Raw genomic sequence first — 22,877 nt, 5'->3', positions numbered from 1 at the left:
TCGCCGCGGTGGCGAGCCGCGTCAGTCCCGCCGGCGGGCCTTCTTGCTCTGCGGACGCAGGATGAAGCCGAAGATGCCGTTGATCACCGAGATGATGAGCGCGGCCAGCACGCCCCACCAGAAGTCGCCGACGGTCAGGCCCCAGCCGAAGCCGCTGGTGATCCAGGCGGTCAGCCACAGCAGGAAGCCGTTGATGATGAGGCCGATCAGGCCGAGCGTGATGATGTAGAGCGGGAACGCGACGATCTTCACGACCGTGCCGATGATCGTGTTCACGAGTGCGAAGATCGCGGCGACCGCCAGCAGCGTCAGCACGAGCTGCAGCGTCTCGCCGGGCGGGAACGCGGTGATCACCACCTGCAGGGCAGGGATCAGCGTGACGACCCAGAGAGCGAAGGCGTTGACGACGACTCGGATGATGAAGCGCATGGTGGGTCCAGTGTCGCACGGCCGCCCGCGCTTGTCAGGAAGTGGAGCCGCTCAGCGGATGTGCTCGGCGATGAGGCGGGCGATCTCGATCAGGTCGATCCGGCTCTGCGCCACATCGAGGACAAGATCGAACGCCTCGTCGTTGGTGAACGTCACTTCGTACTCGTTGAGCTCGATGAAGATGAACGTCAGATAGAGCGAGATCCGCTTGTTGCCGTCGAAGAGCGCGTGGTTCTGGGCCACCGAACTGATGAGCGCGGCGGCCTTCTGCGGAAATGTCGGGTATGCGTCGACACCGAACATCCCGGCGGACGGCCGGGCGAGTGCAGAGAAGAGAAGACCCTCATCTCGAACGTACAGTCCGAGCCTCGCGATCAGGGCGAGGGCCTGCTCTGGCTCGATGTACTCCGTCGCCACGGGTCAGGCGTCCTCGAGACGCGTGATCGTGTCCGCATATCGCTCGGTGATCCGATCGGCGATGGAGAGCACGCGATCGGTCTTGCTCTCAGTGTTCGCGAAGCGCTCCGCAGCCTCGATGATCACCGCGTGCTTCGAGATGTGCCGCGCACGCGCGATCGCCTCGAGCTGTGCATCGAGTTCTGCCGGGAGCCGCAGCGTCATAGCCATACCAGAATGGTACCACCGGGCTCCTGACCCCCGCCATCACAGCCCTCGTAGAATCAAGCTCGTGACCGACCCGATCCTGCCCCGCATCCGCCCCGCCATCGCCGCCCTCGCGCCGTACCGCCAGGGCAAGCAGGCCGGTCCCGATGCGTTCAAGCTGTCCAGCAACGAGAACCCGTTCGACCCGCTTCCCGCGGTCGCCGCCGCGTTGCAGCACACGACCCCGATCAACCGCTACCCGGATGCCACAGCCGGCCGCCTCCGCGCGCGGCTCGGCGAACGCTACGGCGTCGAACCCGACCAGGTGCACGTCGCCGCGGGCAGCGTCTCGATCCTGCACCAGCTGATCCTGGCGACCGCATCCGTCGGCGACGAGGTCATCTACGCGTGGCGCTCGTTCGAGGCCTACCCGAGCTTTCCGCTGGTCGCCGGCGCGACCGGCGTGCAGGTGCCTCTCACCGCGGATTCGCGGCATGACCTCGATGCCATGGCGGATGCCGTGACCGACCGCACCCGCGCGATCATCCTCTGCACTCCCAACAATCCGACCGGCCCGATCATCACGAGCGCCGAGTTCGCGGCGTTCGTCGCTCGCGTTCCCGCCGACATCCTGATCATCCTGGACGAGGCGTACGCCGAGTTCGTGACCGCGCCCGACGCGGTGGACGGCCTCGCGGAGCGCGCGTTCGAGCAGCATCCGAATGTCGTGGTGCTGCGCACCTTCTCGAAGGCCTACGGCCTCGCCGGGCTCCGGATCGGCTACGCGATCGGTCACGAGAAGGTGCTGGATGCCGCGCGCACCACCGGCATCCCGCTCTCGGTGACGTCGGCCGCGGAGAACGCCGCGATCGCGAGCCTCGACGCCGAGCCGGAGCTCCTCGAACGCGTCGCGGTGATCGTCGAACGGCGTACCCGCCTCGCCGAAGGACTCCGTGCGCAGGGCTGGGATGTCCCGGACGCGCAGGCCAACTTCGTCTGGCTGCCGGCAGGCGAGCGCACCGATGCGGTCGCGGCAGCGTTCGTCGAGAACGACCTCGTCGTCCGGCCGTTCTCGGGCGACGGCATCCGCATCTCGGTCGGCGAAGAAGCCTCCATCGCCCGCGTGCTCGAGGTCGCGGCTTCCGTCCGCTGAGCCGTCGCCACACCCCGGAAAGCGCGGGATTCTCCGGTTTCCCGGCAGATACGAGGGCGTCCTAGGTATGCGTGACCGGGCATGCCGGCGCGGGTAGCGTGTACCCGTGACCTCGTCAGAGACTGAACTCGTCCGCGTCCTGGATCAGGACGGCCGCTTCGCGCCCAGCCCCGCTGCGGAGCAGTATCTGCCGCTGATCGAAGCGATCGGCGATGCCGAACTCGAGCAGTTCTACCGCGACATGGTGATCATCCGGGCGCTCGACACCCAGGCGACGAACCTGCAGCGGCAGGGCCAGCTCGCGCTGTGGCCGCCGAGCCGCGGTCAGGAGGCAGCGCAGGTCGGTTCCGGTCGCGCAGCGCGCGCCCAGGACACGATCTTCCCGTCGTACCGCGAGCACGCGGTCACCCGGATCCGCGGCGTCGACCCGGTCGACATCATCAAGCTCATGCGCGGCGTCTCGCACGGCGGATGGGACCCGACCGACCCGAAGAACGGCAACACCCGTCTGTACACCCTGGTGCTCGGATCGCAGGTGCTGCACGCGACCGGTTACGCGATGGGGCTCGCCTTCGATGGCCGCAGCGGCACGGGCGACGTCGACCGCGATGAGGCCGTCATCGTCTATTACGGCGACGGCGCCTCCAGTCAGGGCGACGTGCACGAGGCGATGGTGTTCGCCGCGAGCTACCAGGCGCCGACCGTCTTCTTCCTGCAGAACAACCACTGGGCGATCTCGGTGCCGGTATCGACGCAGTCGCGTGTGCCGCTCGTGCAGCGCAGTGCGGGCTACGGCATCGCGAGCGTCCGGGTCGACGGCAACGATGTGCTGGCCAGCTACGCCGTCTCGCGGGTGGCCCTCGACGAGGCTCGCACCGGCAAGGGGCCGCGCGCGATCGAAGCGGTCACGTACCGTCTCGGCGCTCACACCACCAGCGACGACCCGACGAAATACCGTCACTCCGACGAGGAGGACACCTGGGCCCTGCGCGACCCGATCGTGCGGATGCGCACCTTCCTCGAGGGGCGTGGCGCCGCAGCATCCTTCTTCGACGATGTCGACACCGAGGGGGCGGATGCCGCGGAAGACCTGCGCGCCCGCACCGTCGAGCTCGGCCCGCCGCCGGTGGGCCGGATGTTCGACCACGTCTACAGCGACCCGCATCCGCTGATCGAGGAGCAGAAGGCCTGGCAGGCGCAGTACGAAGCGTCGTTCGAAGGAGACAGCAAGTGACCCTCGAGACGATGCCGCTGAGCAAGGCGATGAACGCGGGCCTGCGGAAGGCCATGGAGAACGACCCGAAGGTGCTCCTCATGGGGGAGGACATCGGAAAGCTCGGCGGAGTGTTCCGCGTGACCGAGCACCTGCAGCGGGACTTCGGCGAGAAGCGGGTGCTCGACACCCCGCTCGCCGAGTCGGGCATCGTCGGCACGGCGATCGGGCTCGCGATGACCGGGTTCCGCCCCGTGATCGAGATCCAGTTCGACGGCTTCGTCTTCCCGGCGTTCGATCAGATCACCACGCAGCTCGCGAAGCTGACGAACCGCCACGAGGGCAAGCTCTCACTGCCGATCGTGATCCGCATCCCCTACGGCGGGCACATCGGTGCGGTCGAGCACCACCAGGAGAGCCCGGAGGCGTACTTCACGCACACGCCGGGACTGCGGGTGGTGTCGCCGTCGACGCCGAACGACGCGTACTGGATGATCCAGGAGGCGATCGCCTCGAACGACCCGGTGATCTTCATGGAGCCGAAGAGCCGCTACTGGCCCAAGGGCGAGGTCGAGCTCGACGCGTCCGCCGCTCCCCTGCACGCCTCACGGGTCGTGCGCACCGGCACCGATGTGACTCTGGTCGGCCACGGCGCGATGGTCACGACACTGCTGCAGGCCGCGGCGCTCGCCGAGGCCGAGGGCACCAGTTGCGAGGTCGTCGACGTGCGCTCGCTGTCGCCGGTCGACTACGCCCCGATCCTCGACTCCGTGCGCAAGACCGGGCACATGGTCTACGCGCAGGAGGCGCAGGGATTCACGAGTCTCGGCAGCGAGATCGCCGCGACCGTCATGGAACGCGCCTTCTACGCGCTCGAGGCCCCGGTGCTGCGCGTCTCGGGGTACGACACCCCGTTCCCGCCCGCGAAGCTCGAGGGCGTGTACCTTCCGGATGCGGACCGCATACTCGAAGCCGTCGACCGCTCCCTGGCCTACTGACACCGGCTCGCCCATGTTCACAATTCAGCAAGAATCAGCGCGGAACTCACGATTCGGCGGTGCGAAGTCGACCGCCGGTGAGTTCTTGCTGAGATATGAACGCAGTACCTTCCGAAAGGCACGCTCATGAGCACGCAGAACTTCAACCTCCCCGACGTCGGTGAAGGCCTGACCGAGGCCGAGGTCGTGGCCTGGAAGGTCGCCCCCGGCGACACCGTCGCGATCAACGACGTGATCTGCGAGATCGAGACCGCGAAGTCGCTCGTCGAGCTGCCCTCGCCACATGCCGGCGTCGTCGACGAGCTGCTCGTCGCCGAGGGCACGACCGTCGAGGTCGGCACGCCGATCATCAGCTTCGTGACCGCCGCATCCGAAGCCCCGGCAGTGGCGGTGGCCCCTGCCCCGGAGGAGGGCGGCGGCTCGGTGCTGGTCGGCTACGGCACCGGGGGAGGAGCGACCTCGCGCCGCAAGCGGCCGGCCGAGCGGGCCGTGCGCTCGTCGGTCGGCGTCATCGCGAAGCCTCCGATCCGCAAGCTCGCCCGCGACCTCGGCGTCGATCTCACGTCGGTGGCGGCGACAGGCGCCGACGGTGAGGTCACGCGCGACGACGTCGTGAAGCACGCGTCGCAGGCGAGCGTGTTCCGCAACATCGAGACGCCCGAGTGGGGCGAGGTGCGCGAGGAGACGGTTCCCGCACCGCAGACTGCCCCGGCAGGGCTCGCGCGAGGCCTGGCCCCTGCGGCCGACACGTCGAATGACGGCCGCACGGAGTCGATCCCGGTCAAGGGGGTCCGCAAGGCGACCTCGTCGGCGATGGTGCAGAGCGCGTACTCGGCGCCGCACGTCACGGTCTGGAAGGAGATCGACGCGAGCCGCACCATGGAGCTCGTCAAGCGCCTCAAGGCGTCGCCCGATTACGCCGACATCCGCGTCTCACCGCTGCTGATCATGGCCCGCGCCGTGATCTGGGCGGCTCGCCGCACGCCGATGGTGAACGCGGCGTGGGTCGAGACGGACGCCGGAGCGGAGATCTCCGTGCGCCACTACGTGAACCTCGGCATCGCTGCCGCGACCCCGCGCGGACTGCTCGTCCCGAACATCAAGGACGCGCAGGACCTCGGCATGAAAGACCTCGCCCGGGCGCTCAACCGCCTCACCCTCACGGCGCGCGAGGGCAAGACCTCGCCGGCCGACCAGCAGGGCGGCACCATCACGATCACCAACATCGGCGTGTTCGGGATGGATGCCGGCACCCCGATCATCAACCCCGGCGAGGCCGGGATCGTGGCAATGGGCACGATCAGCCAGAAGCCGTGGGTCGTCGACGGCGAGGTGCGCCCCCGTTGGGTGACCACGGTGGCGGGGTCCTTCGACCACCGCGTGATCGACGGCGACGGCATGAGCCGGTTCATCGCCGACGTGGCATCCGTGCTGGAAGAGCCGGCGCTGCTCGTCGACTGATGTGAGAGTGACGCATCCGAGCGTCAAGCGGGTTGCAATGGTACGATGAGTATAAATAAACATCATTGCATCGGAGTCGCCATGTATGTCGCGCCAGAACTCACCAGTGAGGAACAAGACGTTCGAGCTGAGATCCAGAAATGGAATGATGCGCTGACGTTCCAGGTTCGTCAGCGCAATCGTTGGACAGCGCCTCTGCGCCGGATGACGTTTGCGCGCAATGTTCAAGGCTCGAACAGCATTGAAGGCATCAACGCCAGCGTCGACGATGTGGCGGCTATCGCGGCCGGAGAAAAACCCGCGACCGTAGATGAAGAGACCGAGCGCGCCCTCGCCGGTTACCAATTGGCGATGACGTACGTCTTGCAGCTCTCCCAGGATCCTGTCGTCGTCGATCCCACTCTCATCCGCAGCCTGCACTACATGGTGAATTCCTACGATCTGACCAAGCGCCCTGGCCGGTACCGCGAGGGTCCCGTCTACGTGATGCAGGAGTCGACCGGCGACATCGTTCATGAAGGGGCAGACGCGGCTGCACTTCCGGGTCTCATGGATCGACTTGCGGCGACCATCATGAACAACGGTGACCCTCTCATCGACGCAGCGATGGCGCACCTGAACTTCGTTCTCATCCACCCCTTCAAAGACGGCAACGGCCGCATGGCTCGAGTCCTGCAATCACTGGTCATGGTTGACGACAACGACATCTCTCCGGTCTTCTTCTCCACCGAGGAGTACCTCGGACGCCACACCCGGGCGTACTATGACGTGCTCGCCGAGGTCGGACGGGGCGAATGGGCGCCGGAGACCGCGAGGCCCGACCAAGTTCGACCGTGGATGCGATTCATTCTCACGGCGCATCTCAACCAGGCCATGGAGCGGGGTGCTCGCATCGTCTCCGCCGGAAATGCATCGGCAGCTCTCAGCAAGCTTCTGGACGATGCCGGGATCGACGACCGGGCTCTGGACGCATTGTTCGATGCGCTCTTCGGTGCCACGGTCACGCGTGGCCGATACATCAGCTCGCTCCGCGAGGCAGGCACCGAGATCAGTCCGCAGACGGCGACTCGTGATCTCACCGCGCTCGCACAGTCCGGTCTCCTCGTTGCATCGGGCGAAAGGCGTGGTCGCGCCTACACGGCGGCCGAGAAGCTCATCGACCTACGCCGTGAAGTCGGTCTCGGGCGCGCATGGAATCACGTCAACCCGTTCGATTGATGAGCTGAACGGGATTGCATCGACATCCAGCGAGCGGATGCCTCTGCTCACGCCCGCACGCTGAGCCGCCGCTCCGCGAGCAGCGGCACGGCCCGCTCCCGCGCGGCCTTCCGCGCGGTCGCGATGGCGCCGACCGACACGACCTCGGCGCCGAGCTCGGACGCGAGGATCTCCGGTGCGGGAAGGTGCAGCTCGCCCGGCAGGATGCGGCGGGCCGCGGCGAGCACGGGCTCGATGCTCTCGGCGACCGCCCCGCACACGATGACCCGCGCCGGGTCGTACATGCTGCCGAGCACGCCCACGACGCGCGCGAGGGTCGCACCGACGCGCTCCGTGACGAGCGCGGCATCGGGGTCGCCCGAGGCGGCGAGCATCAGCACCAGTCGCGGGTCGATGCGGTCCTGTGCCACGAGGTGGCCGACGGCGCTGTCCGAGGCGACCTCGCCGGCGTCGACGGCAGAGCGCGCCTCGTCCTGCACGGCGTACCGCAACCCGAAGGCGGAGCCGACACCGACGATGTGGTCGAACACGACGCCTTCGCCGACGCCGCCGTGCGCACCGTGCAGCACATGGCCGTCGACGACCACCCCGCCGCCGAACCGTTCGCTCGCGAGCAGGGCGACGTAGTCCCGGCATCCGATCGCGGCTCCGACCGCCCCCTCCGCGATCGCGGCGAGCTGGGCGTCGTTCTTGATCTCGACGACCGGTGCCCACTCGCGCAGCGCCTCGGCGAGACCGGGATTCGTGCGCTCCCAGAAGCCGTCGGGATGCGGCGGCGAGACGCCGGTGCGGTCGACCGGCGCGGCCACGCCGACGCAGACGGCGAGCACGTCTCCGCGCGCCACCGCCGCCTCGTCGAGTGCCGCACCCAGGGCCGCGATGATGGTCGCGCGCCGCTCGTCGGCCGTGTGCGTCGAATCCACTTCGACCCGGTGATGCACCAGGGTGCGCTCGAGCGGATCCGCGACGGTGACCGCGAGATGCGTGTCGCCGGCGTCGATGCCGACCACCACACCCAGGTCTGCCGAAAGCGCGAAGCGACGGGCGGGTCGTCCGGAGCGGTAGCTGCCGACTGCCCTGGCGTTGGGGAGTTCCTGCAGCACCTGCGCATCGAGCAGCGTGTCCATCGCGTCGATGGCGGTGGAGCGGGTCAGCGAGGTACCCGCCATGACCTCGGTCGCGGTGAATTCGCCGGCCGCCCAGGCGAAGTCGAGCACCGCTCCGACGCTCGCGCGTCCGGTGCCGAGATCCGCTGAGACTTCTGTCACGCCCCTTGACCTTTCTGTCGTGCCAATGAGAGAGTACCTCTCGACAGAGTAAATTCGCTCACTAGATTTAGTAATCGGATATACGGATCGGAAGGACGATGGTGTCTGAGAGACGAACACGCGTGGCGCGGACGATCGCGGGGGCCCTCGGGCTCGCCCTGGTCGGCGCCGCCCTCACGAGCTGCGCCGCCGGCTCGGGAGCGGAGACCATCCGCTTCACCTTCAGCAAACGCGAGGCCATCCCGTTCATGACGGAACTCGTCGCCGCGTACAACGCCTCGCAGGACAAGGTGCGGGTCGAGATCGACACCTCGGGGGTCGACGTCGTCTCGGCGAGCTTCGTGCGCGGCAACCCGCCCGACATCATGCTGGCCAACTACAACTACGAGATCGCCCGGTTCGTGCAGCGCTGCGCGCTCACCGATCTCTCCGACACCGAGGCCGCCGCCGGTATCCGCGACGACCTCCAGCCGCTCATGGAGCAGTACGGCTCCTGCGACGGACGCACCAGCGCGCTGCCGTACTCGGTGATGGCAGCATCCGTCATCTACAACACGCAGATCTTCGAAGAGCAGAAACTCGAGGTCCCGCAGACATGGGACGAACTCCTCGCCGTCTGCGATCAGTTGAAAGAGGCGGGAATCGACCCGTTCTACGGCACGTTCAAGGATGACTGGACCGTCGCGCAGGGCTGGTACGACTACACCGCGGGCGGCTCCGTCGACGTGATCGACTTCTTCGACGCGCTCGCCACGGAGGGTGCCGAGGTGGGGCCCGATTCGCCGGTGTCGTTCCAGCAGGACTTCGCCGAGCCGATGGACCGGATGATGCAGCTCGCCAGCGAGTACACCAATTCGGATGCTGCGAGCCGCGGCTACGGCGACGGCAACCTCGCGTTCGGCAAGGGCGAGGCGGCCATGTACCTGCAGGGGCCGTGGGCGTTCAGCGAGATCGCGAAGACGGCGCCCGATCTCGACCTCGGCACGTTCCCGCTGCCGATGACCGACGACCCGGCCGACCTCGGCGTGCGCGTCAACATGGACCTCGCGGCGATGATCCCCGAGGAGTCGAACCATCAGGAGGCCGCACGCGACTTCCTCGAGTACCTCTACCTGCCGGAGAACATCGAGGAGTACAACGCCTCGCAACTCGGCTTCACGCCGACCACGGATGCTCCGCCGCCGGACGATCCCCGAGTCGAGGGCATGATCGAGTACTACCAGAACGGGCAGATCTACCAGGGCCCCTCCGTGCTCGTGCCGAAGACGCTCCCGATGTTCAACTACGCCCAGGCGATGGTGCTCGGGGCATCCCCGGAGTCGACGCTTCGCACGATGGATGGCGACTGGGCGCGTATCGCGTTCCGCGCCCCGATACCCACGACCTCCGGCGAGACAGAGGAGTCCGCGCCATGAGCACCAGCACCGCGTCCAGCACGACGGCGATCATCACCGGAGAGGATCGCACGATCCGCCGGCACACCCGCCGCGTCGAGCCGATCTACTACCTGTTCCTCCTCCCGACGCTGGTGATCTTCACTCTCGCGATCACGGTGCCCGGCGTGATGGGCATCTTCTTCAGCTTCACCGACTCGATCGGCATCGGCGAGTGGAGCTTCAACGGCCTCACCAACTACGTCGCGATGTTCAGTGACCCCGCGATCCTGCAGAGCTACCTCTTCACGTTCGGGTTCTCGATCGCCACGGTGATCGTGGTCAACGTGGTCGCCTTCCTGCTCGCGGTCGGGCTGACCTCGCGCATCCGCTTCAAGACGGGGCTGCGCACGATCTTCGTGATCCCGATGGTGATCTCGGGCATCATCATCGCGTACGTCTTCAACTTCCTGTTCTCGAACTCCCTGCCGGCCGCGGGTGCTGCCACCGGCATCCCGTTCCTCCAGACGAGCCTGCTCGCAAACCCTGACCTCGCCTGGATCGCCATCGTGATCGTGACCGCCTGGCAGGCCGTTCCCGGAACGCTGCTCATCTACATCGCGGGGCTCCTGTCGGTGCCCGGTGAAGTGTACGAAGCCGCGAGCATCGACGGGGCGAACAAGAGGCAGCAGCTGCTGCGCATCACTCTCCCGCTCGTCGCCGGCTACGTCGTGATCAACGTGATCCTCGGATTCAAGGGCTTCCTCAACGCGTACGACATCATCGTCGGACTCACCAACGGTGGCCCCGGCACCTCGACACGCAGCGTCGCCATGACGATCATCGCGGGGTTCAACGGCGGCGACTACGCCTACCAGATGGCGAACGCGACGATCTTCTTCATCGTCGCCGTGCTCATCTCCGTCCTCCAACTGTCGCTGACGCGCGGAAGGAACGCACTCTGATGTCGACGCAGACCATCACCACCCAGACCGCGGGGAAGAAGCCCCGCATCAAGATGGAGCGTCCGAACTGGTCGGGCACCATCATCCTGATCCTGTGCGCGGTCACCGTGCTGCTGCCGCTCTACGTGACCATCTCGATGGCGTTCAAGACGACAGGCCAGGCCGTCGACGGCAACGCCTTCTCGTTCCCTGCGCCGTTCAGCATCGACGGGTTCGTCGAGGCATGGAACCTCACGAAGTTCCCGGTCGGCGCCGGCATCTCGCTGCTCGTCACCGCCGGCACCGTGATCGCCACGATCATCCTCGCCGCCTTCGCGTCGTACGCGATCGTGCGCAACTGGGACCGCAAGCTATTCCGCTGGTCGTTCTTCTACCTGCTGGCGGCGATGTTCATCCCGTTCCCAGTGGTCGCGCTCCCGCAGATCCAGCTCACCGGTCGCGTCGGGCTCGACAACCCGTTCGGCGTGATCATCCTGGCCACGATGTTCCAGCTCAGCTTCAGCGTGCTGCTGTTCACCGCATTCCTGCGATCGATCCCGATCGAGCTGGAGGAGAGCGCGCGCATCGACGGCGCCACGACCTGGCAGACGTTCTGGCAGCTGATCTTCCCGCTGCTCGCACCGATGAGCGCGACGGTCGGCATCTTCGCGTTCCTCTACGCCTGGAACGACTTCATGATGCCATCGTTGATCATCTCGGACCCCGCGATGCAGACCCTCCCGGTGCGGCAGAACCTGTTCCAGAACCAGTTCACCAACAACTACAACGTCGCCTTCGCCTCGTACCTGATGGCGATGGCCCCTGCGATCCTGGCGTACCTGTTCACGCAGCGCTTCGTCATGGAGGGCGTCACGCAGGGTGCCGTCAAGGGTTAGACCCTTCGTCTCGCTTCGCTCGCTCAGGGACCGGTTCCTGAGCGAGCGCAGCGAGACGAAGGACGCTGCAAGACCACCCCTAGGAAGCAACAAGAAGGAGTTCTCCCCTCATGACCGACGCGCTTCTCGTCGAGACCAGCAAGGCCGATGCCGCCGCATGGTGGCGACAGGCCGCCGTCTACCAGATCTACCCGCGGAGCTTCGCCGACGCGAACGGCGATGGACTGGGGGACATCCCCGGCATCGTCTCCCGCGCCGACTACCTCGCCGAGCTCGGCATCGACGCGGTGTGGCTGAGCCCGTTCTACCCATCGGCGCTCGCCGACGGCGGGTACGACGTCGCCGACTACCGCAACGTCGATCCCCGCCTCGGCACGCTCGACGACTTCGACGCGATGGTCGAGGCGCTGCATGCCCGCGGCATCCGGGTGATCGTCGACATCGTCCCGAACCACAGCTCCGACCTGCACGAGTGGTTCCAGGAGGCGCTCGCCGCCGGACGAGGTTCGGCCGCGCGCGACCGCTACATCTTCCGCGAGGGTTCCGGTCCCGACGGCTCCGCGCCGCCCACCGACTGGGGCGCGGCGTTCGGCGGCAGCGCCTGGGAGCGTGTCGACGACGGCCAGTGGTACCTGCACAGCTTCGCCGTGGAGCAGCCCGACCTGAACTGGGATCACCCGGAGGTGCGGGCCGACTTCCTGACGACTCTGCGCTTCTGGTCGGATCGCGGGGTCGACGGGTTCCGCATCGACGTCGCGCACATGCTCACGAAGGACCTCACCGAACCGCTGCCCAGCCAGGCGGAGCTCGACGCGATGGACCGCACGTCGGGGCGGCATCCGCTGCTCGATCGCGACGAGGTGCACGACATCTACGCCGAGTGGCGGGCGGTGTTCAACGAGTACGACCCGCCGCGCACCGCCGTCGCCGAGGCCTGGGTCGAGACGCCCGAGCGCCGCGCGAAGTACGCCTCCGCCGACGGCCTCGGGCAGGCGTTCAACTTCGACCTCCTCGTGTCGGAGTTCTCTGCGGCGGAGTTCCGCACCGTCATCACTGACAACCTCGAGCAGGCGCAGGCGAGCGGATCGTCGACGACGTGGGTGCTGTCGAACCACGACGTGACGCGGCACGCGACGCGCTACGGACTGCCGTCGCTGCGCGGTCGCGCGGTCAAGCAGGGTACCGAGTGGGTGGCGGCCGGTGGCCCCGCCGACCAGCTCGACCGTGAGGGCGGGCTGCGTCGGGCGTACGCCGCGACGCTCATGCTGCTCGGGCTCCCCGGCAGCACCTACCTGTATCAGGGGGAGGAGCTCGGACTGCACGAGGTCGCGCAGATCACGCCGGAGCAGCGTCAGGATCCGGCATTCCTGCGCGAGGAGGCGTTCGACGGTCTCGGGCGGGACGGATGCCGCGTGCCGATCCCGTGGACGGCATCCGGTTCGTCGTTCGGCTTCGGCTCGGGTGACGCGCACCTTCCGCAGCCGTCCTGGTTCGCCGAGTACGCGGTCGACGTCGAGGCGGCCGACCCGTCGTCGACGCTCTCGCTGTACCGCGAGGCGCTCCGCCTGCGGCGCTCGCTGCAGACGGAGGAGCGTCTGGAGTGGATCGAGACCGGACGCAACGACGTGCTGCGTTTCGCCCGTCCCAACGGCTGGCAGGTCGTGACCAACTTCGGTGCGGAGCCGTTCGACCTCGGTGCGGATGCCGGAGACGCGGTGCTCGGCGCGGTCGTGGCGGGTGCTGTGCCGGCGGAGAGCACGGTTTGGATCGCTCCCGAGGGTCTCGTCGGCTGAGGGCCTCGACACTCGTAGGCGGTTTTGACGGATGCAGGTCGAGAACTCCCGTTTCGACCTGCATCCGTCAAACGATCCTGCAATCGGCAAGGCCCGGAGGGGCCAAGTTGATAATGGTTCTCATTAGCACGTAGAGTAAGAGCATGAACAAGCCGCTCGCCGCTCTCACCCTCGCCTCCGTCGCCGCCCTCACCCTCGCCGGGTGCGCGGGCACTCCCGCCGCGGGCGGCAGTGACGACGGCAAGATCCAGGTCGTGGCGAGCACGAACGTCTACGGTTCGCTGGCCGCGCAGATCGGCGGCGACCGCGTCGAGGTCTCTTCGATCATCAACTCCGTGACGCAGGATCCGCATTCCTACGAGGCGACCGCGCGCGACCGGCTCACGGTGCAGAAGGCCGACCTCGTGATCGAGAACGGCGGCGGATACGACGCCTTCATCGACAACCTCCTCGACGGGTCGGATGCTGAAGTGCTCACGGCCGTCGAGTTCTCGCACGACTTCCCCGGCAACGAAGGCCACGAAGAGGGCGAGCACGACCACGCCGAAGGCGAGGGCCACGACCACGCCGAAGGCGAGGGCCACGACCACGCCGAGGGCGAAGAGGGCCACGAGGGGCACAACCACATCGAAGGCTTCAACGAGCACGTCTGGTTCGACCCGCACACGATGATCCACGTCGTCGAAGACATCGCCCTCGACCTCGCCGAGCTCGACCCCGATGGCAAGGCCGACTTCACCGCCGCGGCAGACAAGATCGTCGCCGACCTCGAGGGCTTCGAGGCCGACCTCGAGACGATCAAGACCGAGACCGCCGGCACCGCGAACGTTTTCATCACCGAGCCGCTGCCCGGCTACCTCGCGGCCGCCGCAGGTCTCACCGACGTCACCCCCGAGGGGTTCGCCGAGTCCGTGGAGGAGGGCACCGACGTGGCGCCCGCCGTGCTGCTCGACGCACTGAAGGTCATCGACAGCGGAGAAGTGACCGCGCTGCTCACCAACGCCCAGACCGGAGGCGCCGAGACCCAGCGCGTCGAGAAGGCGGCGAAGGATGCCGGCATCCCGGTCGTGGCATTCACCGAGCTGCTCGAGGACGGATCGTCGTACTCTGAGTGGATGCGTGACGCGATCCAGAGCCTCGCCGCCGCCGTCCAGCCGTGACCGGGGCGGTTCCTGAGCGAGCGCAGCAACACCCCTCGGTTCCTGAGCGAGCGCAGCAACACCCCTCGGTTCCTGAGCGAGCGCAGCGAGACCCTTCGGTTCCCGAGCGAGCGCAGCAAGACCCCTCGGTTCCTGAGCGAGCGCAGCGAGACGAAGGACGCCCCCCTGCCGGCGACCGCCCTGTCCTCGAGATCGCCGACGCCGCCCTTCACCGTGGCGATCGGGAGCTCTGGTCGGGGCTCGACCTGACGGTGCAGCCCGGCGAGTTCATCGCGGTGCTCGGGCCGTCCGGCTCGGGGAAGACCACGCTGCTGCGCAGCATCCTGGGTCTGCAGCCCTTGTCTTCGGGAACGATCCGGGTCGCCGGCGCTCCCGTGCACCGCGGCAATGCGCGCATCGGGTACATCCCGCAGCAGCGTTCGCTCGCTCCGGACACGAGCATGCGGGCGCGCGACCTGGTGGCGCTGGGGGTGCAGGGGAGTCGTTTCGGATTCCCGATCCCGCACCGCGGCGACCGCGCCAAAGTCGACCGGCTGCTCGAGTCGGTCGGCGCCTCGCACTTCGCGGATCGCCGCGTCGGTCTGCTCTCCGGCGGCGAGCAGCAGCGGCTGCGCGTCGGACAGGCGCTCGCCGACGAACCGTCGCTCCTGCTGTGCGACGAGCCGCTGTCGAACCTCGACCTCGCGAACCAGGTCGCCGTGACCGACATCATCGATCGACAGCGGCGCGAGCGCGACGCCGCGGTTCTCTTCGTCACGCACGACATCAACCCGATCCTGAACCGCGTCGACCGCATCCTCTACATCGCCGGCGGACGCTTCCTGCTCGGCACCCCGGAAGAGGTGCTGCAGACGCGCGTGCTCACCGACCTCTACGGCACCCCGGTCTTCGTGCTGCGCGCCGGGGACCGTCTCGTCGTCGTGGGTGTGCCGGATGCCGAGCCGCACCACGACCATGGCGACCATGAGCACGGAGGCGACGCATGATGCCGATGGTCGACTGGAGCGACCTCTTCTCGTTCCAGGACTACGGCGAGCTCGTCGCCCTGCTCGCGAACTCGATCATCGCCGGCGCCGTGCTCGGCATCGTCGGCGGTCTGATCGGCGTCTTCGTGATGCAGCGTGACCTCGCCTTCGCCGTGCACGGCGTGAGCGAGCTGTCGTTCGCCGGCGCGGCCGCGGCCCTGTTGTTCGGCGGGAGCGTGGTCGCCGGTTCGCTGGGCGGTGCGCTCGTCGCGGCGATCCTGATCGGCGTGCTCGGCGCGAAGGCCCGGGATCGCAACTCGATCGTCGGTGTGCTGATGCCGTTCGGCCTCGGTCTCGGCATCCTGTTCCTGTCCTTGTACGACGGTCGGAGCGCCAACCGGTTCAGCCTGCTCACCGGGCAGATCGTGTCGGTGTCGAGCCCGGATCTCGGGTGGCTGATCGGCATCAGCATCGTCGTGCTGCTGGGGCTCCTCGTGATGTGGAACCCGCTGCGATTCGACTCGCTCGACCCCGAGTCGGCCGCCGCACGCGGAGTGCCCACGCGCGCCGTGAGCCTGATCTTCATGGTGCTGCTCGGACTCATCGTCGCGGTCAGCGTGCACATCATCGGCGCACTGCTGGTGATGGCGCTGCTGGTGACGCCCGCGGCCGCCGCGATGAGAATCACGGCCGGCCCGGTCGCGGTGCCGCTCCTCGCCGCGCTGTTCGGGTTCACGTCCGCGGTCGGCGGCATCCTGCTCGCCCTCGCCGGCACCCTTCCCGTGAGCCCGTACATCACGACGCTCTCGTTCACGATCTACGTCGTGTGCTGGATCGTGCAGAAGGCGCGAGCTCGCGTGAAGCGGGTGGGCTGAGCGGGTCCGCCCGGCGTCGGCCGGAAGGACGGATGCCGGACGCCTCCGTCACTCCCAGCCCGTCGCACCCGCGCCCACTGCGGTCTTACCCGGTACCTCCGTGGTTGTCCCCTGCCTCGTGCCGGGAGCGCGCGTAGCGCACGAGCGCGATACCGAACGCGACGACGAGTAGGGCGATTCCCAGGCCCCAGGCAATGGCCTTGAACTCGAGCGGGACCGCCACAGCCGCCGCAAAGGCGGCCGCAGCCAACAACGCGAGGGACGAGGTCGTGACCGCAACGGTTCGTGGCTTCATGGCTCGATCATGCCCTGTGGGCGTGAGCAATGCAGGACACCCGTGGGAAACCTGCGGCGGTCGTGACGGTCACGACATTCGGCCTCGCGATGGATCTGGTTACTCGAGGAGCCCCCTTCGTCTGGTGGCTCCGGCTACGTTTCGCGGAGCCGATGACGTTTCCCGGAGGCTTTTCGCCGGATTCGTCCGTGATTCGTCATCCCCTCCGTGAATCGTCGGCCCGGAAGGACGGATGCCGGACGCCTCCGTCACTCCCAGCCCGTGGCAACCCCCGCCGCCTAGACTTGACCCATGGCTCAGCGGAACACCTGGCAGCGCGAACGCGTGCGCGAAGCACTCGCCGACGCGCGCGGTTTCGTGAGCGCGCAGAACCTCCACGCCTCGCTGCGGGATGACAACACCGGCATCGGACTCGCGACCGTGTACCGCGCACTGGCCGGGCTCGCCGCATCCGGTGATGCCGACTCGCTGCAGAGCCCCGAGGGCGAGGCGCTCTACCGCGCCTGCACCACCCAGGGCCACCACCACCACCTCATCTGCCGCTCCTGCGGACTGACCGTGGAGATCGAGGCGACCGACGTCGAGCAGTGGGCGCATCGCACCGCCGCTCTGCACGGATTCACCGAGGCCGCACACGTGGTCGACATCTTCGGGCTGTGCACCCCGTGCACCAACAAGCGCGACGCCGAACGGGCAGCGAACGCGTGAGCTCCTCCGCAGGCACGGCGACCCGGCCGGGGCAGCGGCACTCGCACCGCCCGACCCGATCCCCGCGCTCCGCCTGGATCGGCCTGGGCCTCGGGGCCGTCATCGTCGCGGCCCTGTTCCTGATCGACACGTTCCTGCCTGCCGTGTTCCCGGCGTCGCTGCCGACCCGTGCTCAGGACGGCCTCACTCTCGCACTGAGCGTGCTGATCGAGGCGCTGCCGTTCGTGATCCTGGGCGTGCTGCTCTCGATCGTGGTGCAGGTCTGGCTTCCCGCCGACGTCATCCATCGGTGGCTGCCGAAGCGGGCGTGGGCCCGCCGCGCGGTGCTGTCGCTGCTCGGGATGCTGATTCCCGTGTGCGAATGCGGCAACGTGCCGTTCGCCCGCGGTCTCATGATGCGCGGGCTCGCCCCCGCCGAAGCCCTGACGTTCTTGATCGCTGCGCCGATCGTCAACCCGATCGTGATCCTCACCACGCATGCCGCGTTCGGCTGGGACGGCGGCATCCTCATCGCCCGTCTCGTCGGCGGCTACCTGATCGCCAATCTGATCGGGTGGATCTACAGCCTGCACCCCTCGCCCGACGCCCTGCTGACCCGGCGCTTCGTCGACACATGCGACCGGGTCGCCCACGAGCCGGGTACGCCCGTCAAGCGCAGCCTCACCCAGTTCCTGATCGAGCTGCGTGCGGTGATGCCCGCGCTCGTGATCGGCTCGGCGCTCGCCGGCGCGGTGCAGGTGCTCATCCCGCGGGACATGCTCCTCGCGATCGGCTCGAACCCGGTGCTGTCGATCGTCGCGATGATGGTGCTCGCGATGACGGTCGCGATCTGCTCGAACGTCGACGCCTTCTTCGCGCTGTCCTTCGCGTCGACGTTCTCGTCCGGCGCGCTGGTCGCGTTCCTCCTGGTCGGGCCACTCGTCGACATCAAGATGCTCGCGCTGATGCGCACGACCTTCACCGGACGAACGCTCGCCGGAATCGTCGGCGTCGTCGTGGCCGCGGCCTTCGCGATCGGGATCGGGGTGAACGTCCTTGTCTGATCAGAGTCCGTCTCGTGTGCGCGCCCTCGGCACCCGCTGGCTCGGCGTGGGCCTCGCGACTCTCATCGCGGTGGTCACCCTGGGTCTCGGCGTCACCGGACGCCTCACTCTCTACATCAGCCCCGAGTCGGTGTGGTTCGCCTGCGCCGCCGCCGTGGTGACGTTGGCCGGCGCGATCTGGTCGTGCACGCTGCCGCTCGGCGAGGAAGGCGACCACGGTCACGATCACGGCCACGACCACGGAGAGACGACGGATGCTGCGGACGACGCGCATCCGGCCCCTCGGTCATCCCGCCGGACCCTTGCCGTCGTCGGCGCGGTCACGGGAGGAGTGGTGGCCACGGGTGTGGTCGCCGCCGCGCTCGTGCTGCCCCCGGCATCCCTGTCGGTGGAGCTGGCGATGTCGCGTGCCGGCGAGCAGAGCACGCTCTTCGCCGGAGCCGACACGGTCGCGCTCGGTGTCGCGGACACGTCGACGTTCGGTGTCGGCGACTGGGCGAGCGTGTTCGCCACGGCGACCAACACGACCGCCTACGACGGTGCCGCGGTGAAGCTGATCGGCTTCGTCACACCCGAGAACTCCGACGGCGACGGCGTGAACCTCACCCGGCTGGTGATCACGCACTGCGTCATCGACGCCCAGACCGCGGCCCTGCCGGTCGCGGTGGATCCCGGCGACTACAAGACCGGCCAGTGGGTCGAGGTCACCGGTACCGTGAAGGCGGATGCCGACGGCGACCTCCACATCGAACCGACCGACGTCGTCGCGATCGACGAGCCGGGGGATCCCTATGAGTACTGACGACGAGCGCCCCGAGGTGCCCGCCGTCCCGCGCACCCGCGCGGAGATGCGCGCCGCCCGCGAGGCCGCCGAGGCGGAGGAGGCTGAGCGGATCAGCCGCGCTGTCGCGCCCGCAGAGCAGACCGCGGACCGCGTCGACCAGGCGGATGCCGGCCCCGATGAGGCCGTCGTCGAAGCTGCTGTCCGCGAGGCCGGCGATCGTGAGGTCGCGGAGCAGGAGGCTGCCGCGCGGAAGATGGCCGCCTTCGAGGCCGCCGCTCGGGAAGATGTCGAGGCGACCGCGGTTCCTGCGGCGAGCCCGGTTCCCGAGGCGACGGCGGTTCCCGCGGTGCCCGTCGCGCCCGAACCGGTACTCCTCGGAGCCCAGCCCGATGCGCGGGTCGGAGCCGCGCCGGCGGACGAGCCGGATGCGGCGCCTGCGCCCCGCGCCCGTGCCCGCGTCGAAGGGGATCCCGCTCGCAAGCCCGCCCTCTCGCGACGCTTCGTGCTCACGATCACCGCTGTACTCGGAGTCCTGGTGCTCGTCGGCACGGGTCTCGGCATCGTCAGCCTCCTGCAGGGGCCGCGCCTCTCCGCGGTGCAGGTCGAACCCGACCAGGCGATCGAGTCCTCGGGGAGCAGGGTCATCCTCACCGCGAACCAGGCGCTGGCCGAGATCGACCCGAAGCAGGTCACGGTCGAACCGGCGGTGCCGTTCACGGTCGACGCATCCGGCCGCGGCATCGGCGTGCGCTTCACCGTGCCGCTCGACGACTCGACGAAGTACACCGTGCGGGTGTCGGGGGTGACCGGCGTCGGCGGCGGTCCGACGACAGATCTGACCACGAGCTTCTCGACCCCCGCGGCGAGCTTCTTCCTGTTGAACCGCGACGTCGACGGGAAGGACAAGATCTTCCGCACCGACCTCACAGGGGACGGGAAGGTGGTGTTCTCGCACGAGCAGATCAACGACTTCCGCGCGACGTCGACGCAGTTGGTGGTCTCGGTCGCCGACGATGACGGCTCCCGGCTCCTGGTGATGGACCGCGACGGCAAGAACGAACGCGAACTCGAGCTTCCCGGCGACGGATACGTCGGCGCGATCCAGGTCTCCGAGCGCGGCGGACTCGTCGGCTACAGCTACTCCGACCGCAAACTCAGCGACACCGAGGGCCGCGCCAGTGTTCTCGTCACCCAGTCCCTGAACGGCAAGGACAAGCCGAAGATCATCGAGGTCGGCGATGCCGAGGCGAGCGTCTTCGCCTGGCAGTTCGTCCCCGACAGCGCCGCCGTGCTGTTCATCGACTTCGACGGAGCGCTGTCGCTGGTCGACCGTTCCACCGACGCGGGGGTGCAGTCCCTCGGTCTCGCCGCGACGATCCAGGGGATCTCCCGCGGCACCTACACCGCGATCGTCGAACGACTCGACGGGGCAGTGGTCGAGCTGAACCTCGCCGACGGATCCGAGCAGCCGCTCGCGGCATCCGATCCCGACTACGGCACGGCCACCTCGATCACGCCGTTCCCCGGAGGCACGCTCCGCCACGTCGTGGCCCGTGACGACGCCGGGATGCCGATCGGCCAGGCCGTCGTCCGCGTCGATGACGACGGCGCGGCGACCCCGCTGGTCGAGGTGAGCTCGGCGGATTCGATCCTTCAGGCGTGCGCGTCGCCGAGCGGGCAGTACGCGGCCGTCGTCGTGGCTCCCGACCTCGCGAACAATCCGTATGACGGGATGCTGCTCCCGCTGCCGGGGAAGGTCGAGACCCACCTGATCGATATGGAGTCCGGCAAGGAGATCGTGGCGCTGACGGGCTTCGACGCCTCCTGGTGCGCGACGGCTCCCCGGTTCTGACCCGAGGGTTTCCGGATGCCGCAGCACGAACATCTGCGCCGGGCCACCCGAGCGGACCTGTGCCACTCGGCGGTGGACGTCGCTCCGCTCCTGCTCGGCGCGGAACTGCGCACGTTCGTCGCGCCCGAGGGCGTCGCGCCGGATGCCGCACCCGTGGAGGTGCGGCTGCGCATCACCGAGGTCGAGGCTTATCACGGCCAGGGCACGGGGGACTTCGCCGACCCCGGCTCGCACGCGCGGATGGGCCGCACAGCGCGCAACGCCACGATGTGGGGCGAGCCCGGGCATCTGTACGTGTACCTCAGCCACGGCATCCACTCCTGTGTCAACGTCGTGGCGGGTCCCGAGGGGCAGGGCGACGGCATCCTGCTGCGTGCCGGTGAGATCGTGCGGGGGACGGATGCCGCGGCGCGCCGTCGAGGTGCGTCGCTGCCGCTCGGCCGCATCGCCCTGCGTGACCTCGCCCGCGGACCGGGGCGCCTCGGCCAGGCCGTCGGACTCCGGCATCCGATGCACGACGGGATCGATGCGATCACGGGGGAGGCGCGGCGCGGTGCGAAGACGGCGCTGTGGCTCGGGGAGCCGCGCACCGACATCGTGACCGGACCGCGCGTGGGCGTCGCGGGCGTTGCCGGAACCGCCGCCTTCCCCTGGCGGTTCTGGATCGACGGCGACCCGACGGTGTCGCCGTTCCGCTGGGGCCGTGGCGCGCAGGCGGCCGACCGGGGCGGCGCTTAGGCGGAGTCGCGCCAGACGACGGGCGTGTCCAGGATGATGCCGGTCCGGGTTGCCGGCTGCTCGTCGCGCAGTTGTGCGAGCACGGATGCCGCGGCCGCAGCGCCGAGACCTTCGGCCGGCTGGTCGACGGTCGAGAGCTGAGGGGTCGTGCGCGTGGCCCAGGTGCTGTTGTCGAATCCGACGATGCCGACGTCTTCGGGGACACGTCGGCCGGCTTCGCGCAGCGCCCAGATCGCGCCGGCGGCGACCGCATCCGACGCGGCGAAGACGCCGTCGAGGTCGGGTGCGCGCTCGAGCAGGCGGGTCATGGCCGCAGCGCCGTCGGCGTAGGAATACAGCGGGACCGGCTCGACGAGCGTCGGGTCGAAATCGGCGGCCAGTGCCTCGGTGAATCCGGCGAGTCGGTCGGCTCCCGAATCGCGGTCGAGCGCGGCGGCGATCATCCCGATGCGCCGGCGGCCGGTCTCGCGCAGCCGGGTGGTGACGGCGCGCGCGGCGCCGTGGTTGTCGACGCCGACCCAGGCCGCATCGACATCGGGCGGGTGGCCGACGTAGGTCACCGGGAGGTCGAGGCGCATGACGGCCTTCGTGATGGGGTCCTGGGCCCGAGCCGAGACGATCACGGCTCCGTCGACGAAACCGCCGTTGAGGTAGCGGGCGACGCGTTCGGTGTCGCGGTCGGAGTCCACCACGAGGCACACCATCTGGTAGTCGGCCTCGGAGAGCGTCTCGTTGGTTCCGAGCATGATCGCGCCGATGTTGGGATCTTCGAGGAACAGCGCGTGCGGTTCGTGCACGATGAACGCGATGGCCTGCGTGCGCTGGCGCACGAGGTTGCGTGCAGCGGTGTTCGGCACGTAGCCGACCTCGCGGATGGCGTCTTCGATCGCGGAGCGGGACGACGACGAGACGTAGCCGCCGTTGAGGACGCGGCTGACCGTGCCACGCGAGACCCCGGCCACGCGCGCCACGTCGTGCACGGTGCTGCGGCGACGCGGGGAACTGCTCATGATCCCCCAGCCTAGCGACTGGACTTGACGACGAACCGTGGTTCGTGTGACGATGTGTGCACGTTCACACAATTCTCGCCCGATTTTTCTGTGAACGG

General features: G+C 68.4%; 23 protein-coding genes. 17 read left to right on the top strand and 6 right to left on the bottom strand.

Annotated elements, in window-relative coordinates:
- Positions 1-21 precede the first annotated feature (21 nt).
- From V5D55_RS05140 to V5D55_RS05130, 3 genes are read right to left on the bottom strand one after another with little or no spacing between them, the layout of a single operon-like run.
- Complete coding sequence (locus V5D55_RS05140) at positions 22-429, bottom strand: phage holin family protein (protein WP_307378745.1); 408 nt, start codon at positions 427-429, stop codon at positions 22-24.
- Positions 430-480: 51 nt separating this feature from the next.
- Positions 481-846, bottom strand: coding sequence for a type II toxin-antitoxin system death-on-curing family toxin (locus V5D55_RS05135; RefSeq protein ID WP_435748300.1), 366 nt, complete (start codon positions 844-846; stop codon positions 481-483).
- A gap of 3 nt (positions 847-849) precedes the next feature.
- Entirely contained in the window at positions 850-1,056 is a 207-nt protein-coding gene (locus tag V5D55_RS05130; RefSeq protein WP_435748299.1) for a ribbon-helix-helix protein, CopG family, read from the bottom strand.
- Between the two features lie 61 nt (positions 1,057-1,117).
- On the opposite strand from V5D55_RS05130, the gene V5D55_RS05125 reads away from it, so the two are divergent.
- The 5 genes from V5D55_RS05125 (at position 1,118) to V5D55_RS05105 (ending at position 7,075) form a co-directional block, all read left to right on the top strand.
- Positions 1,118-2,185 (top strand): histidinol-phosphate transaminase, encoded by a 1,068-nt coding sequence (locus V5D55_RS05125; RefSeq protein WP_435748298.1) that lies wholly within the window; start codon positions 1,118-1,120, stop codon positions 2,183-2,185.
- Positions 2,186-2,291: 106 nt separating this feature from the next.
- Positions 2,292-3,419, top strand: a complete 1,128-nt coding sequence (locus V5D55_RS05120) for a thiamine pyrophosphate-dependent dehydrogenase E1 component subunit alpha (RefSeq protein ID WP_435748297.1) — start codon at positions 2,292-2,294, stop codon at positions 3,417-3,419.
- A gap of 11 nt (positions 3,420-3,430) precedes the next feature.
- Complete coding sequence (locus V5D55_RS05115; RefSeq protein WP_307381307.1) at positions 3,431-4,396, top strand: alpha-ketoacid dehydrogenase subunit beta; 966 nt, start codon at positions 3,431-3,433, stop codon at positions 4,394-4,396.
- A 126-nt stretch (positions 4,397-4,522) separates the two neighbouring features.
- Positions 4,523-5,857 carry a dihydrolipoamide acetyltransferase family protein gene (locus tag V5D55_RS05110; RefSeq protein WP_435748296.1) on the top strand — a complete coding sequence of 445 codons (1,335 nt, stop codon included), beginning with the start codon at positions 4,523-4,525 and terminating at the stop codon, positions 5,855-5,857.
- A gap of 81 nt (positions 5,858-5,938) precedes the next feature.
- Positions 5,939-7,075, top strand: a complete 1,137-nt coding sequence (locus tag V5D55_RS05105; protein ID WP_435748295.1) for a Fic family protein — start codon at positions 5,939-5,941, stop codon at positions 7,073-7,075.
- 47 nt (positions 7,076-7,122) lie between these two features.
- Here the strand turns inward: V5D55_RS05105 and V5D55_RS05100 are convergent, their stop codons facing one another.
- Positions 7,123-8,343, bottom strand: coding sequence for an ROK family protein (locus V5D55_RS05100; RefSeq protein WP_435748294.1), 1,221 nt, complete (start codon positions 8,341-8,343; stop codon positions 7,123-7,125).
- A gap of 101 nt (positions 8,344-8,444) precedes the next feature.
- Here V5D55_RS05100 and V5D55_RS05095 point away from each other — a divergent pair, with 101 nt between their 5' ends.
- From V5D55_RS05095 to V5D55_RS05065, 7 genes are all read left to right on the top strand, one after another.
- Positions 8,445-9,758 (top strand): ABC transporter substrate-binding protein, encoded by a 1,314-nt coding sequence (locus V5D55_RS05095; RefSeq protein ID WP_435748293.1) that lies wholly within the window; start codon positions 8,445-8,447, stop codon positions 9,756-9,758.
- Positions 9,755-10,681 carry a carbohydrate ABC transporter permease gene (locus V5D55_RS05090; protein ID WP_435748292.1) on the top strand — a complete coding sequence of 309 codons (927 nt, stop codon included), beginning with the start codon at positions 9,755-9,757 and terminating at the stop codon, positions 10,679-10,681. The genes V5D55_RS05095 and V5D55_RS05090 overlap by 4 nt, the downstream gene beginning before the upstream one ends.
- On the top strand, positions 10,681-11,556 hold the full coding sequence (locus tag V5D55_RS05085; protein WP_435748291.1) for a carbohydrate ABC transporter permease: 876 nt from the start codon (positions 10,681-10,683) through the stop codon (positions 11,554-11,556). Before V5D55_RS05090 ends, V5D55_RS05085 begins: the two co-directional genes overlap by 1 nt.
- A 110-nt stretch (positions 11,557-11,666) precedes the next feature.
- The gene (locus tag V5D55_RS05080) at positions 11,667-13,349 is read left to right on the top strand and encodes a glycoside hydrolase family 13 protein (protein ID WP_435748290.1); all 1,683 of its coding nucleotides are present in this window, start codon (positions 11,667-11,669) and stop codon (positions 13,347-13,349) included.
- Positions 13,350-13,492: 143 nt separating this feature from the next.
- Positions 13,493-14,509 carry a metal ABC transporter solute-binding protein, Zn/Mn family gene (locus tag V5D55_RS05075; protein ID WP_435748289.1) on the top strand — a complete coding sequence of 339 codons (1,017 nt, stop codon included), beginning with the start codon at positions 13,493-13,495 and terminating at the stop codon, positions 14,507-14,509.
- A gap of 191 nt (positions 14,510-14,700) precedes the next feature.
- Complete coding sequence (locus V5D55_RS05070; RefSeq protein ID WP_435749260.1) at positions 14,701-15,495, top strand: metal ABC transporter ATP-binding protein; 795 nt, start codon at positions 14,701-14,703, stop codon at positions 15,493-15,495.
- A complete protein-coding gene (locus V5D55_RS05065) occupies positions 15,492-16,349 on the top strand; it encodes a metal ABC transporter permease (protein ID WP_435748288.1) in 858 nt (285 codons plus the stop codon). Before V5D55_RS05070 ends, V5D55_RS05065 begins: the two co-directional genes overlap by 4 nt.
- Before the next feature lie 85 nt (positions 16,350-16,434).
- Here the strand turns inward: V5D55_RS05065 and V5D55_RS05060 are convergent, their stop codons facing one another.
- Positions 16,435-16,644, bottom strand: a complete 210-nt coding sequence (locus V5D55_RS05060; protein ID WP_435748287.1) for a hypothetical protein — start codon at positions 16,642-16,644, stop codon at positions 16,435-16,437.
- A 291-nt stretch (positions 16,645-16,935) separates the two neighbouring features.
- Between V5D55_RS05060 and V5D55_RS05055 the strand changes: the two genes are divergently transcribed.
- The 5 genes from V5D55_RS05055 to V5D55_RS05035 are packed head-to-tail and all read left to right on the top strand — an operon-like array spanning position 16,936 to position 21,769.
- Entirely contained in the window at positions 16,936-17,352 is a 417-nt protein-coding gene (locus V5D55_RS05055; RefSeq protein ID WP_435748286.1) for a Fur family transcriptional regulator, read from the top strand.
- Positions 17,349-18,395: a permease gene (locus V5D55_RS05050; protein WP_435748284.1), complete on the top strand. Its 1,047-nt coding sequence runs from the start codon at positions 17,349-17,351 to the stop codon at positions 18,393-18,395. The genes V5D55_RS05055 and V5D55_RS05050 overlap by 4 nt, the downstream gene beginning before the upstream one ends.
- Positions 18,388-19,197 (top strand): TIGR03943 family putative permease subunit, encoded by an 810-nt coding sequence (locus V5D55_RS05045; RefSeq protein WP_435748283.1) that lies wholly within the window; start codon positions 18,388-18,390, stop codon positions 19,195-19,197. The genes V5D55_RS05050 and V5D55_RS05045 overlap by 8 nt, the downstream gene beginning before the upstream one ends.
- Positions 19,187-21,031 (top strand): hypothetical protein, encoded by a 1,845-nt coding sequence (locus V5D55_RS05040; RefSeq protein WP_435748282.1) that lies wholly within the window; start codon positions 19,187-19,189, stop codon positions 21,029-21,031. The genes V5D55_RS05045 and V5D55_RS05040 overlap by 11 nt, the downstream gene beginning before the upstream one ends.
- A gap of 15 nt (positions 21,032-21,046) precedes the next feature.
- Positions 21,047-21,769, top strand: coding sequence for a DNA-3-methyladenine glycosylase (locus tag V5D55_RS05035; RefSeq protein WP_435748281.1), 723 nt, complete (start codon positions 21,047-21,049; stop codon positions 21,767-21,769).
- Here V5D55_RS05035 and V5D55_RS05030 read toward each other — a convergent pair.
- Positions 21,766-22,779, bottom strand: a complete 1,014-nt coding sequence (locus V5D55_RS05030) for a LacI family DNA-binding transcriptional regulator (protein WP_435748280.1) — start codon at positions 22,777-22,779, stop codon at positions 21,766-21,768. The two genes, V5D55_RS05035 and V5D55_RS05030, sit on opposite strands and share 4 nt — an antisense overlap.
- Between the last annotated feature and the right edge of the window lie 98 nt (positions 22,780-22,877).

This window comes from Microbacterium sp. PMB16, assembly GCF_051294855.1.
Classification (GTDB): domain Bacteria; phylum Actinomycetota; class Actinomycetes; order Actinomycetales; family Microbacteriaceae; genus Microbacterium.
This window is presented reverse-complemented; position numbering and strand designations above follow the sequence as displayed.

Excerpts from the sequence above, each read along its gene's own strand:
- V5D55_RS05115 (WP_307381307.1), top strand. The coding sequence starts at position 3,431 with ATGCCGCTGAGCAAGGCGATGAACGCGGGCCTGCGGAAGGCCATGGAG.
- V5D55_RS05030 (WP_435748280.1), bottom strand. The coding sequence starts at position 22,779 with ATGAGCAGTTCCCCGCGTCGCCGCAGCACCGTGCACGACGTGGCGCGC.
- V5D55_RS05140 (WP_307378745.1), bottom strand. The coding sequence starts at position 429 with ATGCGCTTCATCATCCGAGTCGTCGTCAACGCCTTCGCTCTCTGGGTC.
- V5D55_RS05065 (WP_435748288.1), top strand. The coding sequence starts at position 15,492 with ATGATGCCGATGGTCGACTGGAGCGACCTCTTCTCGTTCCAGGACTAC.
- V5D55_RS05055 (WP_435748286.1), top strand. The coding sequence starts at position 16,936 with ATGGCTCAGCGGAACACCTGGCAGCGCGAACGCGTGCGCGAAGCACTC.
- V5D55_RS05075 (WP_435748289.1), top strand. The coding sequence starts at position 13,493 with ATGAACAAGCCGCTCGCCGCTCTCACCCTCGCCTCCGTCGCCGCCCTC.
- V5D55_RS05090 (WP_435748292.1), top strand. The coding sequence starts at position 9,755 with ATGAGCACCAGCACCGCGTCCAGCACGACGGCGATCATCACCGGAGAG.
- V5D55_RS05060 (WP_435748287.1), bottom strand. The coding sequence starts at position 16,644 with ATGAAGCCACGAACCGTTGCGGTCACGACCTCGTCCCTCGCGTTGTTG.
- V5D55_RS05040 (WP_435748282.1), top strand. The coding sequence starts at position 19,187 with ATGAGTACTGACGACGAGCGCCCCGAGGTGCCCGCCGTCCCGCGCACC.
- V5D55_RS05035 (WP_435748281.1), top strand. The coding sequence starts at position 21,047 with ATGCCGCAGCACGAACATCTGCGCCGGGCCACCCGAGCGGACCTGTGC.
- V5D55_RS05085 (WP_435748291.1), top strand. The coding sequence starts at position 10,681 with ATGTCGACGCAGACCATCACCACCCAGACCGCGGGGAAGAAGCCCCGC.
- V5D55_RS05110 (WP_435748296.1), top strand. The coding sequence starts at position 4,523 with ATGAGCACGCAGAACTTCAACCTCCCCGACGTCGGTGAAGGCCTGACC.
- V5D55_RS05130 (WP_435748299.1), bottom strand. The coding sequence starts at position 1,056 with ATGGCTATGACGCTGCGGCTCCCGGCAGAACTCGATGCACAGCTCGAG.
- V5D55_RS05105 (WP_435748295.1), top strand. The coding sequence starts at position 5,939 with ATGTATGTCGCGCCAGAACTCACCAGTGAGGAACAAGACGTTCGAGCT.
- V5D55_RS05080 (WP_435748290.1), top strand. The coding sequence starts at position 11,667 with ATGACCGACGCGCTTCTCGTCGAGACCAGCAAGGCCGATGCCGCCGCA.